Raw genomic sequence first — 19,094 nt, forward strand, 5'->3', positions numbered from 1 at the left:
TTATAAATCACCCTTTTCAAGTAATATCTTCAATCTGTTTTTGGCATACTGCAGACGTTTTCTTGCTGTGGCAGATGTAATGCCAAGCGTTTTTGAGATTTCAGAATATTCAAGTCCACACGAAAACTTTAAATAAAGAATCTCTTGATCGTCAACTTTCAGTTTCTTTATGCAACCTTTCAAAAATTCAAATTCGTAACATGACATATTTTCATTTACAAAATAAGAATCATCATCGTAGGAAACCGTCATTAAATTTTCTTTTTCCTTTTTAGATATATTCTTTGCCATGTTCCTACTGGTTATGACAATGTAATAATCCAATTTGTGATATTCTAAATGTTTAATTTTTTGAAAACATTTAGCCAACGATAAAAAAGTGTCAGAAGTTGATTCCTCTGCAAGTTGTTCATTTTTTAATATATTCAAGGATATTGCATGAACTTTATTTTTGTATTTATTATACAGCTTTTCAAAAGCCTTTTTATCTTTTTCATCATCGATCAATGCCATATATATCGGCAACATACAATCATTCCCTTCCTATCTACATTTCAGAATATTATCCGTTTCCAAATTAAGTATATCATATTTTTATACACCATGCAACTTGGAAAGGCTGTAATAATAAGACACGGATAGCCGTCTGAAGCAGGACGGTTATCCGTGTCTGAGTGTATTCGGCAGCTAAGGTAGGTATTATAAGTACGCAAATGATATCAGATTTTTTACCCCTAAGCAGTGATATGACTGTATGTCATATCCTGTTTTTCTTTCTCATCAGCTTATTTTCATACATTCGCTCATCAGCGGTCTTGAGCAGCTCGCTTACAACATTTTCACTGTAAGGAGCGCTTGCCCACCCTATGCTCGCTGTTATCTCGTAGGGCTTGTCGGAACTTCGGCCCACAGCTTCGAGTGTTTTTAAAAAGCGTTCTGTCCGTCTTTGCGGTTCATCATCAGCGTATTTTCCTATCCCTATAAGACAAAACTCATCACCGCCTGTGCGTACACATATCTCATCATTACTGGTAATGCTCTGAACAACATTCGAGACGGTTCTGATCCCATAGTCTCCTTCAGCATGGCCAAAGGTGTCATTTATCGCCTTCAAGCCGTCCATATCTGTTCTAAGTACCATTGCAGTATCGTCAGGGGCGGCATTCTGAGCCTTTTCGTGCAGCCAGCTTTTCATGCCACAGCGGTCTGACAAACCTACAGTGAAAACACGGCTGTACAGCTTAATGATAACCTTTCAATCATTCTGTACTGTCTGATCTGAGTCTGTGCAGCGTGAGCGGTACTCCTTGGGAGAGCAGCCGCCGGCGGATCTGAACTGCCTGTTGAAGTTCGAGAGGTTGTGATATCCGCATTCAAAAGCTATATCTGCAACGCTTTTGTCGGTGTCTCTCAAAAGCTCTCTTGCAAGCTTCAGGCGCAGCTGGGCTATATATTCCATTGCTCCGACGCCGGTTTCCCTCTTGAATGCACCCATGAAATAGCTTTTGCTCAGGTGAACAACGCCCGCAAGCTGGTCTATGGTGAGGGGCTCAGTAAAATGCTCATTGATGTATTCTATCGCGGGGCGCATTAGTGAGCTTTTTTTTACAAAACCGTTCCTTGAAATGCTGCCGCTCTCATAGAGCAGGAACATGAACCGCAGCAGCTCGCTTTTTATCAGCATATCAAGAAGGGGCGTGTCACCCTTGGCGGCGCTTATCATATTTTCCGCCGTGGTCAGAAGCTCGCTGTAATAGCAATGCTCGGGGGTAATGTGAGTTTCTATACTGTACGCTCCTGAAATGAGAGGTGCGATAAACGCGTCTGCGGCACGGTCATTGTCACGGCTGCCCAGCATGGAGCCGTCAAGATCAAGGGTATCGTAGACACATCTCTTGTCATCATGCTGATAAACAGCATGGAGCATGTCAGGCGGCGTCAGCACAATATCGCCCTTGTAAGCTGTAAAGTGTATATCGCCCGTTACAAAATCACCCTCGCCCTCCAGAATGACATTAAGCTCAAATTCCTTATGCCAGTGCATCGGAGCATTGGGAAAGTATTCGGGAATATTCGAGATATAGTAAGAAAACGGCTTGTCGGCTGTGCTGTGCCGGCGGTGTTCCTTTAATGCGGCTTTTTCCATATTATCACCATAAAAGTATTATAGTATCGGTTTATGATATTATCGGCGTAGAATTTTTCTTCGATATGTAGTATTATATCATACAGAAGCAAACAAATCAACCCCTGGACGAATATTTATACGGAGGTAATTATTATGGCAAAAAGACCTGACTGGCTCGACGACGCAGTATTTTATGAGATCTATCCCCAGTCCTTCAAGGACACGGACGGTGACGGCATCGGAAATATAAACGGCATCACCGAAAAGCTGCCCTACATCAAGGAGCTGGGCTGCACGGCGATATGGATAAACCCCTGCTTTGAATCGCCCTTTTTGGATGCAGGCTACGATGTTTCGGACTATTGCAGGGTAGCCCCCAGATACGGCACAAATGACGACCTCGTCCGTCTGTTCGAGGAGGCTCACAAGCTGGGTATGCACGTTCTGCTTGACCTCGTGCCGGGGCACACCTCATGGGAGCACCCCTGGTTCAAAGAAAGCATGAAGGCCGACCGCAACGAGTTCACCGACCGCTATGTCTGGACGGACAGCGTTTGGGAGGAGCCTGCGGGCTACCCGTCAATAAGGGGCATATCCGAACGTGACGGCAGCTGTGCGATCAATTTCTTCACCCACCAGCCTGCTCTTAATTACGGCTTCTACAAGCCGAACGCTCCCTGGCAGCAGTCTATGGATTCCGAGGGCGCTGTAGCTACCCGGGAGGCGCTCAAGGACGTCATGCGCTTCTGGCTTTCACGGGGCTGTGACGGCTTTCGTGTGGACATGGCAGGTTCACTTGTCAAAAACGATGAGGATCAGAAGGGCAACATCGCCCTCTGGCAGAACATAAGGGCATTTCTTGACGAGGAATACCCCGAGGCCGCAATGGTCTCCGAGTGGGGAGAGCCTTACCAGAGTCTTGCAGGGGGCTTTCATATGGACTTTCTGCTGCACTTCGGGTCTTCCCACTACAACGACCTGTTCAGGAATGAAAAGCCCTTCTTCAGTGGAGAGGGTGACGCATCGACGTTTGTGTCCAAATATATGGACAGCTATGAGCGCTCGGAGCGTAAGGGACTGATTTGCATACCCTCGGGCAATCACGATATGGACAGACTCGCCCGCCACATCAAAGGAGAGCGCAGAAAGCTTGCCTTTGCCTTCCTGCTGTCGATGCCGGGAGCACCCTACATCTACTACGGCGATGAGATCGGCATGAACTACGTTGAGGGGCTGAACTCTGTTGAGGGCGGTTACGGCAGGACCGGCTCGCGCTCACCTATGCAGTGGGACAGCTCGGAGAATGCAGGATTTTCTTCCGCTCCGGTAGAGAAGCTCTATATCCCCCTTGACCCCGACCCCGACAGACCGACTGCGGAGAAGCAGATTGCCGTCAATAATTCGCTGCGCAGCGAGGTCAAAAAGCTAATTGCAGTAAGACAGGCGCACAAAGCTCTGCAAAGCCTTGGAGATATCGAGTTTGTCTGCGACGGCGCAAAGGGCAGACCTCTTGCATATGTCAGAAGCTTTGACGGCGAGAGAATACTTGTTGCAGTAAACCCCACCGATTCCGCCTGTGAGCTGACGGTCGGCGGCTCACTTGGAGAGGTTATATACAGCTTCGGGAGCGGTGCAGAGATAAGCGGCAACAGCTGCGTTATCGGAGCAGGCTCGGCAGCGTTTGTGAAGCTTGATTAAAAAGGACGGTGATACTATGCGAATAAGAAATCTTGCGGCTTTTATGGCGGCAATGTCCATAATGCTCAGCTGCACGCTTTCGGTGAGCGGCACTTCATTGGGCAGAACAGTGAACATAACCGTTGATACGGGCAAGGACAGAAAAGCGATCTCTCCCTATATTTACGGCGTTAATGCGGAGCTTATGGAAAATGACGTTTCCTGTAAGGCGGTGCGTGCGGGCGGCAACCGCTACAGCGCTTACAACTGGGAAACGAACGCTTCAAATGCAGGAGCTGACTGGAAAAACATCTCCGACGGATATTTTCAACAGAATGTTCCGGAGGATATGAAGGACAAGCCGGGCTGTGCCGCTCTGAAGCTGAATGAGGTCTGCACCGCAAAGGGCGCATACCCTCTTATGACGCTGCAGCTTGCGGGCTACGTTTCTGCCGACATGAACGGCGAGGTCAGCAAGGCTGAGAGCGCGCCCTCTGACCGCTGGAAAAAGGTTGAACTTGTAAAGGGCGATGAATTCAGCCTGACGCCCGATCTGAATGACGGCACTGTTTATATGGACGAGTTTGTAAACTACCTTGTGAACACCCTTGGCGACTCACAGAACGGCGGCATCAGGGGCTATTCTCTCGACAATGAGCCGGGGCTGTGGAGCAGCACTCACTCACTCGTTCATCCCGAAAAAACCACCTGCGCTGAGATCGTTGAAAAGTCGGTAACTATGTCTAAGGCAGTAAAGGATATTGACCCGAATGCCGAGATATTCGGTCCTGCGCTTTTCGGCTACGGGGCGTTTACGAATTTCGCCGATGCGCCTGACTGGAAAGAGATAAAAAACGACAACCCCGAGTACAAATGGTTTATAGATTACTATCTTGACGAAATGAAGAAGGCAGAGGACGAGAACGGCAGGCGACTGCTCGATGTGCTCGATGTGCATTTTTACACCGAGGCAAAGGGCGCCTGCGGAAAGCGCTACTGTGAGCATTATGGCGATCCCGACTGTGTTTACAATAAGCTGAACTCGACCCGAAGCTTCTGGGACGATACCTACACCGAGGACAGCTGGATAACCGACGCAGGCGCAGAGTTCCTGCCGATACTTCCGGCACTTAAGGAGTCAATAGATACCTATTACCCCGGCACAAAGCTTGCCGTCACTGAATATGATTTTCAGGGAACTTACGATGTCTGCGGTGCTATAATGGAGGCGGACACCCTCGGCATTTTTGCACAGAACGGGGTCTATGCTGCCAACCTGTTTACAATGGACGCACAGTATCAGCTTGCCGCGATCAATCTGTACACCAACTATGACGGCAGCGGAAGCGGCTTTGGCGATACGCTTGTGTCTTGTACCACGGACGATATCGAGACCTCGACCGCCTATGCTGCAATTAACGGAGATAACGAGGACGTCATCACCCTCGTAGTGACAAACAAGGCGTTTGACGACAAAACGACCGCAAATATCGAGCTTGGAAACGAGTACAAGTACGCTCACCTTTACGGGATAAACAGTATGTCAGCACAGTTATTTGATATGACCGATTCAAACCCGGCTGTGACACTGAACGGCAGCAGCCTGACTCTTGAAATGGAGCCAAGGACGGTATCGCTTCTGGTAATTGCCAAGGATAAGGAAGCTCTTGATACAAGAGAAGCTGTTTCCTCCGCTGCCGAAAAGGGAGAGGGAAAAAGCAGTCTCCCGCTTATCTTGGGGATAGTCGGAGGGGCAGCGGCTCTTGTGGCAGCTATAGTGTTTGCTGTATTCAGGATAAAGAAAAATCAACACTGATCGCAGGTTATCGGAAACGCCCTGAAAGCGTTTTCGAGGGCTCTTTTGGGCGCTTTAGCGTAATTAAACGTCCGGTTCTACCGGGGACATAAAAAAGTTTCAGCGAACGCTTTAAAATAACCTCCGAATATGATAAAATAGTAGTAATTTGGCGACTGCATTACTAAATTAAAATACACGGAGGTTATAAACAAATGAAATTAAGCACCTAACATATAAGGGCTGCCAGTGAATGTAATGCGGTGCTGAACCCTCGGAGTCTCTTGAGGGGCAAAGCCAGTAACAGTTCCTTTTTGGAGCAGAGCAACCCACCACTTTTGTGGTGGTAATGATTATAAAAAGTCACTTTAACTATGCGTGCTAATATCCTCTTTCTAAAATCATCTCCGTCATTTCCTTCTCGGCAACAGACTGCTGTATGAAAAATACAATAAGAAGAATAAGGACTCAGTAACCAAACGGTTATGGAGTCCTTTCTGCTTTCATGAGACAGATAATGTCTGTTAGAACTCTATTTTAAATATGAAATTTCCAGAGCTGAAAGCAAAGATAATTCTGATTTTGGAATATACGGCACAGCGATATTTTTCCAGCTATACTTAAAAATGAGGGCTATCGTCAGCACATCTGTCATCAGGTTCGGCTGTTTGGTGTCGATCACAGGCGTAAGATCATCACTATGCCGCCCATTGTCATTTTAACGGACAGGGCAATATATCGCCTATGCCTGATTATGCAGCTTGCAGATTCTTTTTGAATCTTTTGTAAACGAGTGCAAATTTTACCCGAGTTCTGTCCTATATATGTGAAACGTGTATTCAGTTAGAGCAGGCTGGCTCTTTTGACCAAATTTCATTTTTTCTCGCAAGTATTGACAGAGCATATGCTCTGTCACCCAAACTCTTCCAATTCTGCTTTCCTGCAGAATTGGGCTAAAATGGAACCCTGACCCTTTTAGAACCGAGTATCCGTAACACAGACAACAAGGAGGTCGATAATATTAAGGTAGAAAACAGGAAGTATAAACATCTCACGTTCACGCTTGGTGAATGGGAAGAGGTAAAACAAAGAGCCGACGAGTGCCATATGAAAACTGCTACATATATTAAGTACATGGCACTGCACGGTAAGATCGTGAATGTTGATATGGAGAACGCCAACAGTATCTTGGGTGCGTTGAGCCGTATCGAAAAAAGCGTGACTGACAGCCGCCTAAAATGCTTGATGGATTATCTCCTGTCGATTACAGACTTAGAGCAGCATAGCAAAAGCGACCAAGATCACTCTTAGTCGCTTTGCATAATTATTCCTTATGGAACCCTCTGCGGTGATATGACGCAGAACATTGAAGAACGTGCAAAAATCAACACCTTCCGTTCCGTCAGTGCCATGATTGCAATCGGTATTATCAATATTATCACACTGCCGTTGATTTCAAAACTGGGCGGCAGTGACAAGCGTGGTTATCTGCTGGTAGCTGTACTTTATGGTGCGATTTTTGCTGCCTGTCATATTTTCTGCTTTGCTAAGACAAAGAAAGCAGTAACCATTCCGGAAAAGAAGAAAATCCCCATAAAGCTGCAAATTCAGACTGTGCTTCAAAATAAGCCCTATCTGCTGGCATTACTGGGACAGTTCCTGTTTGGCGTGACACTCTGTGGAAGAAATGCAGATGCACTATATTATTTTAAGCATGTGGAGGGAACTGAATCCCTGTTTACTACTTATTCCATGGCAATTATTATTCCGTCAATTATTGGTGCCGGACTGTTTCCTATTATTTTCAGATGGTTTGGAAACAAAGGCAGATCAGCTTCTATATTGGCGCTTGGAACAGGTGTATGTATGCTGTCGCTGTATCTGTTCAGTCCTGTAGAGACACCTGTTCCGTTTTATATCTGTTCTGGTCTGACACGGTTCTTCTTTGCAGGTTTTAACACGGCTATTTATGCCATTATTCCCGATTGTGTAGAATATGGCGAATGGAAAACCGGTGTCCGCAATGACGGGTTCCAGTATGCATTTATCTCTCTTGGAAATAAAATCGGCATGGCAATCGGTACATCTGTTTTTGCAGCAGTACCGGGAGCAGCTGGTTTTGAGGCAAATATGCAGCAGAAGCCTTGTTGCGTAAGGAAGTGAAAATTGATGTAATCACATTGGGCAAATTGGGCGCTTATGTACGGACATATGACGGCGGTCAGATCGTCAAGGGTTTCAGAAATAAAGCATTAGATGCAACCGGAGCCGGCGACGCATTCTGTGGCGGATTTCTCTATCAGTTCTGCCGCTGCGGAAAACTTCCGGAAGAGGTATCTGTTTCTGAAGCGGCATCATTTTTTTATTTGCTGTTTTATATTGCTCGGAACAGATTCAACCAGATCTTTTACAATATGAATCTCTCCACGGAGTGTAAATCGCTTTGTTTTGACACTTTTTACGAAAATTGATTACATTTATTGTTAGTTTATTGATTGCATAAAAGCAAAACCCCTGATTCGAGATGAATCTAGGGGTTTTGCGACAGGCTGAGCGTCCCGAAAATTATCGGAACGCTCTTATTTATTTCTTCTTGTCAGAAAGCTCAGTGATTATCTGAATGAACGAATCAACGTCAGAGAAGTCCTTGTAAACGGACGCGAAACGCACATATGCAACGTGGTCAAGCTTTTTCAGACCCATAAGCACCATATCGCCTATTTCGCTGGTGGTGGTTTCAGTCTGCATTTTGTTTGCAAAGGTGTTCTCTATATCGTCAACAAGGTTTTTCATATCATCAACACTGACAGGACGCTTTTTGATAGCGTTCTGAATGCCTTTTATAAGCTTCTGTCTGTCAAAAGGCTCAAACGAGCCGTCACGCTTGTATACCATAAGCTGTGGCTTTTCCACCACCTCATAAGTAGTGAAACGCTTTCCGCATTTCGGACACTCACGGCGGCGACGCTTTTTTCCCTCGCTTGGACGTGAATCTATTACTCTTGTATCTTCATAGTTGCAAAAAGGACATCTCATTATAAACACTCCTTAGTTAAGAGAAAATTTTGTGCGTGATATTGCATATATTGTGCTTTTATTAATTAATTATACCATAGATTGTGGACGATTGCAAGAGGGTATATAAAAAAAGTTGCGGTAAAGGGACTCAGCAATTTTGCGGCAGACAAACCATAGTATAATTGTAGGGGACGACGTCCCCTACATGGGTAGTGCAATATTTATGCACGGATATGGCAGACTTGAAGAAAGTTTTAGTGTACAAAAAAACAGACAGCAGAAGCCGTCTGTTTGTGTTTGATATATTACTTGTTAAGATATTCGAGATTTTTTCTGATAAGCCCGCATCTCTGCTTTACGCAGTCAACAGAACGCAGTGGGTCTGACGGAGTGTTGAATGTGTAATCCATAAGCTTGTCGATCGTTGTTGCCGCAACGTGAAGTCTTGTGTCTGATGAAGCGTAGTAAATATAAACGTCACCGTTTTCACGAACGATCGCGCCGTTTGTGAACGCAACGTTTGATACGTCACCCACTCTTTCACTGCCGTGTGGTGCAATGAAAAGTCCTGACGGCGAAGCGATTAGCTTAGAAGGATCTTTAAGGTCAGTTGCAAATACATAAATTACGTATCTAAGACCTGCGGCTGTGTTTCTTACGCCATGTGCAATGTGTATCCAACCCTTTGGTGTCTTGATAGGCACTGCGCCTGCACCGTTCTTTACCTCTGTGATTGTGTGATACTGTCTTGGTGAGATAACAACTTCATCTGTGCAGATAACAGGGTTTGTGATGTCTTCGCAAAGACCGAAGCATACTCCTCCGCCTGAGCCAGTTTCGATAAAATCGTCCTGTGGACGTGTGTAGAATGCGTACTTTCCGTCAACGAACTCAGGGTGAAGCACAACGTTTCTCTGCTGTGGTGACTTGGACTTGAGATTAGGAAGTCTTTCCCATGTCTTAAGATCCTTTGTTCTTACGATACCAGCCTGAGCTGTAGCGGCAGAAAGATCGTTTGAAGTCTTGTCCTTGCTCTCTGAGCAGAATACACCGTATATCCAGCCGTCCTCATGCTGTGTTAATCTCATATCGTATACGTTTGTTTCCTCCGGTTCAGTGTCAGGAAGCTGAACAGGGAAGTCCCAGAAACGGAAGCCGTCAACAGGGCTGTCGCTTTCTGCTACTGCAAAAAATGACTTTCTGTCATTGCCCTCAACTCTTGCAACAAGGTAATACTTGCCGTTGAGATAAATAGCGCCTGAGTTCAGTACTGCATTTATGCCCAATCTCTCCATGAAGTATGGATTTGTCTCAGGGTTCATGTCGTATTTCCAGATAATAGGTGCGTGTGCGGCTGTCAGAACAGGGTAAACGTATCTGTCATAAATTCCGTTGTAGCTGTCGGACACAATGTTTTTTCTGTTGATGAGAGCCTCGTATTCGGCTGTCACCCTTGCTTTGTTTCTTTCAAAATCTGTCATATCAAGCAATTTCCTTTCGGTAAAAAATCTTCTTAAACAAGTATACTATAATAATTCGCTAATTACAAGTACCACTGAAAACATCAAACGATTACATGAAAAAAGTTTTACGAACTGCATAAATGCTGTACATATTTTGCTGTTTTGGTTAATGTTTTCTACAAAAAGCTCTTGTATCTGTTTTATATTCATTCAAAACGGGCATATTGAATATTTGAACTTTATGCGCATATTTTAAACGATACTGATTGTAATATTGCGCTTTAACGATACATATGGATTTTATTGTGCAAAGTGTACAATGAAATTGCTGATAATTGTGCTATAATGGTGATTGACAATAGCTTTATATGTGTTGTATAATTATAGCAAGATTTAATATATGAACTCATCAACTACATACGGACAGCTTTGATGCTAAAATATTGAATTATGGAGGAATATTTTATGAATTACAAAAAGTACATAGCGGCTGTAATGGCTTTGTCAATGGCAACAGGAGTAGCGGGTTGCGGAAGCTCATCAAACTCTTCAAGCAAGGCGGAGGACGATTTTTCTGCAACAGAGAACGTTGCGGTAGCTGACACGGAATCTATCGAGGCTATCCCTGAGGGTGCTGAAAAAGAGATACTTTATCTCGGTGAGGGCGACCTTAACCCTACTAAGGGCAGTCCTGAGAAGAGCACAGAGCTTCAGCTTTTTGAGAGCAAGGGCGGAAAGATAAGATTCCAGCAGACTTCAAATGAGGACAGATTTGATAATCTTGCTGCTGCTATCACAGCTAACAAGGATATTCCTGATATATTCAAGTATGAGTGGCTTGCATTCCCTTCACAGGTAGTAAAGGATATGTATCAGCCTATCGACAGCATAGTTGATTTCAGCCAGCCTTTGTGGTCTGCAACAAAGGATACAGCAGATCAGTTCATGCTCAATGGAAAGCATTATGTTGCGCCTCTTGGCTATTCTGCTTCTGCTATGCTCTGCTATGATAAGGATATCATTGACGCAGAGGGCCTTGACGATCCATATGAGCTTTATGTAAACAATGAGTGGACTTGGAAGAATTGGGAGGATATCATGTCCTCATATGTTGGCAACGCACCGGCTGATACTGAGCGTTACGGTGTAAACGGCTTCTTCAGAGCGCACGTTGTTCAGCAGACGGGCAAGCGTCTTGTAAACTATGATCCTGCAACAAACGAGTTTTCAAGCAATCTTAACGACCCTGATATCGAAAAGGCTCAGAACTTCCTTTATAATATGATGAAGGACGGACTTATCCTCAACGGCTGGGTAGGCTCTGCAAGAGATTGCTTCAATCAGAACTGCTTGTTCTATGCAATGGGCGAGTGGGCTTACACAGGCAACCAGACTCCAAAGGAGGGCGAGAACTGGGGCGTTGTTCCTATTCCTCAGTATGACGATAATCAGCAGAAGATAACAACGTCTGATATGACAGCTTTCATGTGGGTAAAAGGTTCAACAAGAAGCGAAGCTGTTAAGTGCTGGTTTGAGTGCGTAAGAGCTTCAAAGACAGATCCTAAGTATGAGCAGACAAACAAGGACAAGTTCATGGAGAACAACCCTAATTGGACAGACGAGATGTATGATGTGAAAATGGACGTTGTTTCTGACGATTACCTTATGCTCTTCGACTATGCTTACGGTATATCTTCCGCTCTCGGTGACAGAAAGCAGTTTGACGGAAACCAGTGCCTTGTTGACGCTCTCTACAGTGATGCTTCAAACGTTGATGAAGAGGGTGTACAGTCCACATGGACGCAGGTTCGTGAGAAGTATTCTGCAACTGTAGATTCCGAGATCAAGGAACTTAACCAGAAGATCGCAAGCCTTAAATCATAATAAATAACTCCTGATAAAAATAACGCAGGCTGTAAAAAGTCTGCGTTATTTTTATGCGTATTTTAGAATAGCCCAAGACCTAAAGCTGTGCGGACTGTGATGAAGATAAGCCCGGCAAAGGCGAGTATGGTAACAGGTGCGGTGAGATAGATGACTATCTTTTTGCCTTGTGAAACATCAGGACAGAAGTTTATGAGCCTGAAGCTCTCATGGTGATATCTAAGCTCTTTTACAAAAAGCACAAGACCAGCTATCATAAGTCCGAATGAAAGCAGTGCGACAGCAATTATTATCATTGGTGCTGTGCCTGTGATCTGACCTTTTTCAAGGTCTGCGGCAAACTTGTCAAAGTCTATGGAACCAAGTGCGACGCTCTGAATTGCTCCGATAGTGTTCATGGTGAAGTGAAGTATCAGAGACGGGAAGATAGATCCTGTTTTTGCAACCATAAAGCAGGCACACATTCCCATAACAGCCGCATAGAGTATCTGCTGATAGCTTCCATGCCAAAGTCCGAAGGTCAGACCCACCATTATAATGCCTGTGAGTTGTCCGCATTTTTCAGCATTTCTGAAAAGCGTACCTCTAAACATAAGCTCCTCAAAAAACGGTGCAAGCACTGACATTGCCAGCACGCTCGTTACGCCGCCCAGGGCAGTGCCGCTTGAAGTGAAGTCAACGCCTTTAAGGCTCGTTCCCGAAGCTTTCTGCACATATGAGAAAATAAATGTGTTGATATAATTTGAGGCATAGATAAGCCCGAATGATATGACGATCCATTTTGCGACCCATTTTGCAGGCATTGAAGGCTTTCTGAAACAGGCTGTTATTTTAAGACCCTCTTTTTTGCCACTCACAAGTCTGAATACAACAAGAACTATTGGCACAACCATGAGATACTGTATGCAGTAGCTCACAAGCTGAGCGATATCCTCATAGTAGGCTGACTTTCCTGCGATATGGTACACCGCCAAGTCGCCAAGTCTTATAAGTGCGATATCAAGCATATAGAAAATTATCACCATAAGTGAATTTACGTTTGAGGTTTTCCGTATAAGTTTTATTGTATCGTTATTCATTTTATGATCTCCATATTTGCGTTATGCGTTTTACAAGAAAATTATATCACAGGTGGAGTTTTGTGTCAATCGAAACGTTGTTATTAGTGAGGAGTTAGGAGTGAGGAGTGAGGAATTATGGTATCGCCTGCGGCGATGTATTTTTTGTATGAAAAAAGACCGCCCTATGATGAGCGGTCTTATATGTACTATAAAATTAGAGCTTTACTATCTCGCCGTACTGCTCTCTGCCTGCGCCTACAGCGTTTGACTCGTCTGTATCAATGTGCATAGCAAGAGCGAACTTGTCGCTTACTCTGATAACAGTGTCGCAGAGGATAGCTGTTCTTTCTGCAGACTCTATCTTGACAGCAACGATATCCTTATCCTTTACGCCGAATGTTTCAGCGTCAGCAGGTGTCATATGGATATGTCTTTTAGCAACGATAACGCCCTCAGAACACTCTACTTCGCCACATGGGCCAACAAGCTTGCAAGCGCCTGAGCCTGCTGTGTCGCCTGACTCTCTGATAGGAGCGGCAACGCCGATAGAACGTGCGTCTGTAGCTGAAAGCTCGATCTGGTCTGCTTTTCTTACAGGACCGAGGATAGAAACATTTGCAAGCTCTTTCTTAGGACCTACAACTGTAACTCTCTCCTCACAAGCAAACTGACCAGGCTGTGAAAGATCTTTCTTCTTTGTAAGTGTTGCACCCTTTCCGAACAGCGTTTCAAGAGTTTCCTGAGTAACGTGAACGTGACGTGCAGATGTTTCAACGATAAACTTTGGCATGATGAACATTCCTTTCAATTATTGTATTTACATTTCTATTTTACTACTATTTTCGCCACAGGTCAAGGGGTAATTTAACTTTGGGTAACAAATTTTTTGTCATGTTGATCAAAAAAACAGCGGCTGCCGTTTGAGACAACCGCTGTGTGCAGTTAAGAGATCAGTTATTTCTTGTGTTTTTTCTTTATTCCCATTGCCGCACCGCCGCTTATCAACAGCATTGCAAGCCAAAGGCTCATACCACTGCCGCTTCCGGTCTGTGGATTTTTCTGCTCGCTCTTAGGCTTATCAGCCGTGGAGCTGTCTGCCTTGATTTCGCTTGAATCGTTTTTCGGCTTTTCTGCCGTAGAGCTGTCTGTCTTGCTCTCGTTAGTATCGTCTTTCGTCTTATCTGGCTTTGAGTTATCTTTTTTGTCATCACTTGGAGTGTCTTTCAGCTTATCTGTAATAGTGTCTGCCTTTTGTATCTCCTTTGTGCCGTCCTTGTCACCGAAATACTTGCCGCATTCTTCGCAGTACCAATACTCGATATTTCCCTCTTTGTCACGTGTTGCGTCAACTTTATCTATATGTGTGAGCTTTCCATGATTGTTCGGGTCGATATCGCCGTATTCACTGCCGCAGATATCGCAGGTGGCTTTCTTTGTGCAGGTCGCCTTGCCGCCAGAATGTGTACACTTGTATCCACACTCTGTACATTCGCCTGCGTTCCATTCGTGGGGTTCTCTCTCGATAGTCACCTCGCTGCAACAATCATATTTTTTCTCGTGTTCTTTGCTGTCAAATTTCCAAACAGGTTTGCCTGTGTGATTTGTCGGGTCAAGGTCGCCGTATTCTTTATTACAGAATTTGCACTTTGCTTTTTCAGTACAAGTCGCAGTGCCGCCCACATGGTTTTCAAGCACGGTTACTTCTTTTTCACCTGTGATGACAAAACCGTCTTTGAGTTTTGCCGAAGCGTAAACCGTCATTGTTCCGCTCTCAAGATCTGACGCACTTACCTTTGCGGTGTAAAGATCGTCTTTTGCGGTAAACGCCAATTCCGTACCGTCGCCTGCAAATCTGAAGCCTGCTGTTACGTCAGTACAGCCCTCAGGCAGAGCAAATGTAAATTCATAATCACCTAAAGGACAGGTCTCGTCGGTTCCGTTTATGGATATCTTCAAAATAGTTGATTTTTTCGTTTCATATCCGCAAATTGTACATTCCTGCCAATATTCGCCGTCTTCCGTATTCCACTTGTAGGCGTGAAGTTCCTTTTGGCTGTCAGTTCCGCACTCACTGCACTGTTTCCAATGTCCGTTTTCGTCGGATATATAATCGCCGAAGCTGTGTTCGATAGGCTCGCCCTCAGTAGCCTGACAGCGTTTGCAGGTCTTTGGAGCTGTGCAGGTCGCTTCTTTCCAATCATGTCCCAATGGGTTTATAGGCTCATCTTTGTACTGTGAACATTCGGAGCAATTAAACCTCTTCACACCCTTATCGATGCAAGTCGGTTCGGAGATTATCGTTCCCTTGTCAAATATATGTCCGTCTACTGCGCAGTTCCTTATTACTGTAAGCGTTGCTTTTTCCGATACCCAAGTACCCACGTAGTCCGCATTTTCAGCGTTCTTGACCGTACATTTGTACATATATCCGTTAAAGCTTATGTTCGTTGCACAGGTGGTGAATGTAGTCGACCATTCTTCCTTGCCGTCCACGACTTTTGAATCAAGAGAGAACGTTCCGTCAGCTTCGGTAACGTCTGCAAAAGTCTTTCCATCGTCCTTGCTCACCTGCCATATCACCTCAGCTCCGTAAGGATTTCCCTGAGCGATAGGAAGTGTGAACGTAGCCTTTTCTCCGCTGTTTATGGTCTTATTGCCGAGTGAGGCTGTAAACTCAGGAGAATAATAAATTGTAAGTTTTGCCGCATTTGAAACTACAGAGCCGTATTCATTTGATACAACACAGCGCACAAGCTTTCCGTTGTTTTCTTTTCGCACTTTTAATGAATGTGAATTGTCGTTGGTATATGGGATATCCACGAAAGTTTCTCCGTTATCGCTGCTTTCCTGCCACTGATATTGGAGCGGTTCACTGCCTGTTGCTTCTACATTGAAGAAATAGTAACGTTCAATTACGATAGTTATTTCTCCGGGCTTAACAGGTTTAGGCTGGCTAGGAGCGTTTGTTGCACCGCTTTGCGGGTGCTTTACTATGACCGGTGCTTTTTCGGAGAAGTTTATCGTAACAGGGCCGAAAACGGTCGGCTCAGTTTTTTGTCCGTCGCCTGTTGATACCCATGTTTTGCATCTTATCTGCCAGCCGTTCATTTGGCTTTCTATAGTAGGCTCGTAAACAGAAGAAGTTTCGCCGTCAATGGCGGTGAAAGTCTTTCCGCCGTCCTTGCTCACTTCCCATAGGTAATTCAGCCGTACTGCGCCATTTGGTGTATTGTTTGTGACCTCGAATTTTGCCTTTTTATCCAAGTGGAATTTGTCAGGAGCAGTAAATACCGGCTCGTCAATGAAGATATATGCGTCATAGGTATATGAATGATTGAGCTTGGAATCCCAGCCTAAATAATATACATCTGCCTGATAATGCGTACCATTGTCACTGTTGCCCATACGCCCCACATACATGCTTGTGCCATGGGCATTTATTTTTGTGCGCTTGTCGTTTTCAACACTGTACCATTCTACTCGGATATCACTGTCTTGCAGTGAGGACGGCTCGTTTTCCATTGTTTTCAGCGTAACGACGTCGTTCTTTTTCACAACAAAGTATTTTAATGTTATAGGATCAAAAGGTATCCTATGCTCTAAGATATTCGTTCCATAACGCAGATTAAAATAGGTGTTCTCATCTTCAAGAGTGCCGTCAGCTTTTATTTTAAAAGCATTCACGCCATAAATGGAATCCTGTGACTTGAGCCAGAGATGAAGCTTGTTTCCATCATGGAATATTTCTGAGCGGTTATAGCCATAAAAATCGTCATATGGCGGCTGACGTGTGTTAGCACTGCCTATAAACTCATTGCCATCTGCACCCCTTGCAACATAGGTGTACTTGTGTACCGAGTTTCCTTTTGCGTCCACAGCCTTGCCGTTGTCATTGAAGTCAGCGCTTCCGCCTGATATCTGCAAGATTACGTTGTCACCAAGCGTTCCAGAGTAGTTTCCGCTATCAATGATGACCTTGCCCTCTCCTACAATGTTAAGTCCTCGCACGATCGCACTGTTTGTAAATTCTATCGTGCCGCCTTTCAGCTCGATAGGATAAGTGAAATTATATGTTTTATCAGGGGAGGTCTTTAATTTTAAAGTTGCGCCGTCATAGACAATGATCTTCGGAAGCTCAAAACCGCTTTTGATATCTATGTTCATTTTGATATCGCCTGAAAGTATGTTTACATCAAATGGAACGTTGGTGTCCAGATCGATTTCATATATATCTTTTAGATCTATTCCGCTTGCTAAATAAAATGTTTCATAATCATGCATATCCTTGAAATATGACATTTTACCACGGCCATTATCATCTTTTATATAGATGTCATCCATGTTTTCTGTATAATATTCTGTATACCCTCCGAAGCCATACTGCGCAAACTTCTTGAAGTCAGCGGGACAAGTATCGCTTTCATAGAGTTTCAGCCGTCCCGAAACTGTTATTTCGTTGCCGCCTGATTTACGGAAACCACGATTGACGCTTTCATAATCCACATACTCTGTTCCGGCACGGACACGTCCTCTTCCTAAAAATTTTATGGCGTAATGGTGAACTTGTACGCCATATTCCATGAATCCCGGCGTGGACGGATTAATGTTTCTGCCTTCTACTGTGGCGTTGTTCTTTATTACAATACCGCCTGCTTCAAGGCCTGAGGTGTATTCTGAATCATACTCTTGTGGTTTGTATATCTCTTTAAAGACGTTACCTTCGACCTTACTGCCGTCAACTGTCAAAATTCCATATACCATTATTCCTGCAATAGTTGAACCTGCATTGTTGAAATATCCGCCTGAAGTGAGATTTTTTGGTCTGTAGTGTGTGTAATTGGTGCACTCTCCCTTAACAGGTCTGTATGTAGCACGACCCTCTACGGTGGTATTAGTGCCGTTTACATAAAGCGACCCCTCAACATAAATGCCGTTCATGCCCACAGTTGGTCCGTTTGCGCAAGCCCAAACAGTACTGTAGTCATTAACTATCATATTATACTTTACGATAATGCAAGCGCCGAAGCTTTCGCACGATACATTAGTAGCATTTTGTTCAGTTCCGTCGCCGATAGTAAGATTTGAGCAGTATATTGCTGCGTCATGTGTTACTGCTGAAAACGTTCCGCTGCCAATGATAGTGATATTACTGTCAGGAGCATAAATTCCGCTGTAGCTCTCATTGTATTTGGTTGCGGCTTGGCTTGAAAATGGGCTGTCACCAAGATCAATGCTGCCGACAAGCTTTATGTTCAGATCTTGTTCGCCTTCAACGTATATAAGACCAAATCGGCTGGGTCTTTCGCTGTTGCCGTTTATACGTTTGCCTATAGTCGCCATATTGTAACCAAGAAGCGTCAGGGTCTTGCTTTGTATATCGTATTTCCAGCCCTGTTTGCTCCATGTTTTATCAGATGTTACCTGTTCTTCACCTATCCATATGCCATATTCTGTGACCGCAAATGCGTTCAATGGTGTAATGGACATTGCCATACATAGAGTAAGTATGATGCTCAATAACCGTTTTTTCATCTTGTTTCCCCCTCTTCATCATCTTTTGAAAGTTTAAAATCGAATGTCATTTCCAGCATTGCAAACAGCTTATACATGACCTCAGTGGCGATAGCTCTAATATCAAGCGATCTGATAAATGCAAGCACTTTTGCCTGTTCTTCCTCTGGTACTTTATACACTCGCATTGCCGCCGTCAGAAAACGTCTAAGCTTGTGGTCAAGTGGAAAATGGATATCGCATTTTCTTGCCATATAGTTGCGCATTATTCCTGATGTTCCGATTTCCATTTCATAGAAATCGCTCTCGGTATAGCCCGGAAAATTCGAACCGAATATCTGTTTCAGTTCCGTCGTAGTGTGGACATAGATATACTCAGCCGTTTCAGGCATAGTATAAGCTTCAATGTAGATCTCTCGGAGATTTTCATTCAGCTCAGTGAGGGTTATCTGTATGGCAGTTTCCACCGCATATGTGTATATCGGCGACATATTATCACCAACAATGTTCTTTGCCACTCCAAATTGTCCGCTGAACATCGTGCCCACAAGTTCCAT

The 19,094-nt window shown here is 44.5% G+C and carries 14 protein-coding genes and 1 pseudogene; 6 read left to right on the plus strand and 9 right to left on the minus strand.

The features are described from left to right. The 3 genes from RBI_RS04020 to RBI_RS04030 form a co-directional block, all read right to left on the minus strand. The gene (locus RBI_RS04020; RefSeq protein WP_038671217.1) at nucleotides 1-528 is read right to left on the minus strand and encodes an RNA polymerase sigma factor; all 528 of its coding nucleotides are present in this window, start codon (nucleotides 526-528) and stop codon (nucleotides 1-3) included. A gap of 229 nt (nucleotides 529-757) precedes the next feature. Next, complete coding sequence (locus RBI_RS04025) at nucleotides 758-1,213, minus strand: GGDEF domain-containing protein (RefSeq protein WP_256320925.1); 456 nt, start codon at nucleotides 1,211-1,213, stop codon at nucleotides 758-760. Nucleotides 1,214-1,255: 42 nt separating this feature from the next. Further along, complete coding sequence (locus RBI_RS04030) at nucleotides 1,256-2,146, minus strand: AraC family transcriptional regulator (protein ID WP_038671219.1); 891 nt, start codon at nucleotides 2,144-2,146, stop codon at nucleotides 1,256-1,258. Nucleotides 2,147-2,281: 135 nt separating this feature from the next. Between RBI_RS04030 and RBI_RS04035 the strand changes: the two genes are divergently transcribed. The 5 genes and pseudogenes from RBI_RS04035 (at nucleotide 2,282) to RBI_RS04055 (ending at nucleotide 8,071) form a co-directional block, all read left to right on the plus strand. Then, nucleotides 2,282-3,826 (plus strand): alpha-amylase family glycosyl hydrolase, encoded by a 1,545-nt coding sequence (locus RBI_RS04035; protein ID WP_038671221.1) that lies wholly within the window; start codon nucleotides 2,282-2,284, stop codon nucleotides 3,824-3,826. 16 nt (nucleotides 3,827-3,842) lie between these two features. Then, nucleotides 3,843-5,621, plus strand: a complete 1,779-nt coding sequence (locus RBI_RS04040) for a glycoside hydrolase family 44 protein (protein WP_038671223.1) — start codon at nucleotides 3,843-3,845, stop codon at nucleotides 5,619-5,621. Between the two features lie 999 nt (nucleotides 5,622-6,620). Beyond that, nucleotides 6,621-6,911: a plasmid mobilization protein gene (locus RBI_RS15620; protein WP_410061614.1), complete on the plus strand. Its 291-nt coding sequence runs from the start codon at nucleotides 6,621-6,623 to the stop codon at nucleotides 6,909-6,911. Nucleotides 6,912-6,917: 6 nt separating this feature from the next. Continuing rightward, nucleotides 6,918-7,739 (plus strand): annotated as a pseudogene (locus tag RBI_RS04050) (MFS transporter); the annotation flags it as partial. A gap of 8 nt (nucleotides 7,740-7,747) precedes the next feature. Continuing rightward, a complete protein-coding gene (locus RBI_RS04055) occupies nucleotides 7,748-8,071 on the plus strand; it encodes a PfkB family carbohydrate kinase (RefSeq protein WP_158455083.1) in 324 nt (107 codons plus the stop codon). Nucleotides 8,072-8,183: 112 nt separating this feature from the next. Here RBI_RS04055 and nrdR read toward each other — a convergent pair whose 3' ends face one another. Next, a complete protein-coding gene (nrdR, locus tag RBI_RS04060; protein WP_022288601.1) occupies nucleotides 8,184-8,636 on the minus strand; it encodes a transcriptional regulator NrdR in 453 nt (150 codons plus the stop codon). Between the two features lie 287 nt (nucleotides 8,637-8,923). Continuing rightward, complete coding sequence (locus tag RBI_RS04065) at nucleotides 8,924-10,099, minus strand: glycoside hydrolase family 130 protein (RefSeq protein WP_038671230.1); 1,176 nt, start codon at nucleotides 10,097-10,099, stop codon at nucleotides 8,924-8,926. A gap of 447 nt (nucleotides 10,100-10,546) precedes the next feature. Here RBI_RS04065 and RBI_RS04070 point away from each other — a divergent pair, with 447 nt between their 5' ends. Continuing rightward, entirely contained in the window at nucleotides 10,547-11,965 is a 1,419-nt protein-coding gene (locus RBI_RS04070) for an ABC transporter substrate-binding protein (RefSeq protein WP_038671232.1), read from the plus strand. A gap of 62 nt (nucleotides 11,966-12,027) precedes the next feature. Here the strand turns inward: RBI_RS04070 and RBI_RS04075 are convergent, their stop codons facing one another. The 4 genes from RBI_RS04075 to RBI_RS04090 form a co-directional block, all read right to left on the minus strand. Next, the gene (locus tag RBI_RS04075) at nucleotides 12,028-13,044 is read right to left on the minus strand and encodes a CPBP family intramembrane glutamic endopeptidase (protein ID WP_038671234.1); all 1,017 of its coding nucleotides are present in this window, start codon (nucleotides 13,042-13,044) and stop codon (nucleotides 12,028-12,030) included. Nucleotides 13,045-13,240: 196 nt separating this feature from the next. Continuing rightward, nucleotides 13,241-13,816: a PduL/EutD family phosphate acyltransferase gene (locus RBI_RS04080; RefSeq protein WP_038671236.1), complete on the minus strand. Its 576-nt coding sequence runs from the start codon at nucleotides 13,814-13,816 to the stop codon at nucleotides 13,241-13,243. A gap of 164 nt (nucleotides 13,817-13,980) precedes the next feature. Next, the gene (locus RBI_RS04085) at nucleotides 13,981-18,558 is read right to left on the minus strand and encodes an NPXTG-anchored protein (protein WP_038671238.1); all 4,578 of its coding nucleotides are present in this window, start codon (nucleotides 18,556-18,558) and stop codon (nucleotides 13,981-13,983) included. Continuing rightward, nucleotides 18,555-19,094 (minus strand): TetR/AcrR family transcriptional regulator, encoded by a 540-nt coding sequence (locus tag RBI_RS04090; RefSeq protein ID WP_242843696.1) that lies wholly within the window; start codon nucleotides 19,092-19,094, stop codon nucleotides 18,555-18,557. The genes RBI_RS04085 and RBI_RS04090 overlap by 4 nt, the downstream gene beginning before the upstream one ends.

Origin of the sequence: Ruminococcus bicirculans (ex Wegman et al. 2014) (genome assembly GCF_000723465.1) — a bacterium.
Taxonomy (GTDB): Bacteria; Bacillota; Clostridia; order Oscillospirales; family Ruminococcaceae; genus Hominimerdicola; species Hominimerdicola aceti.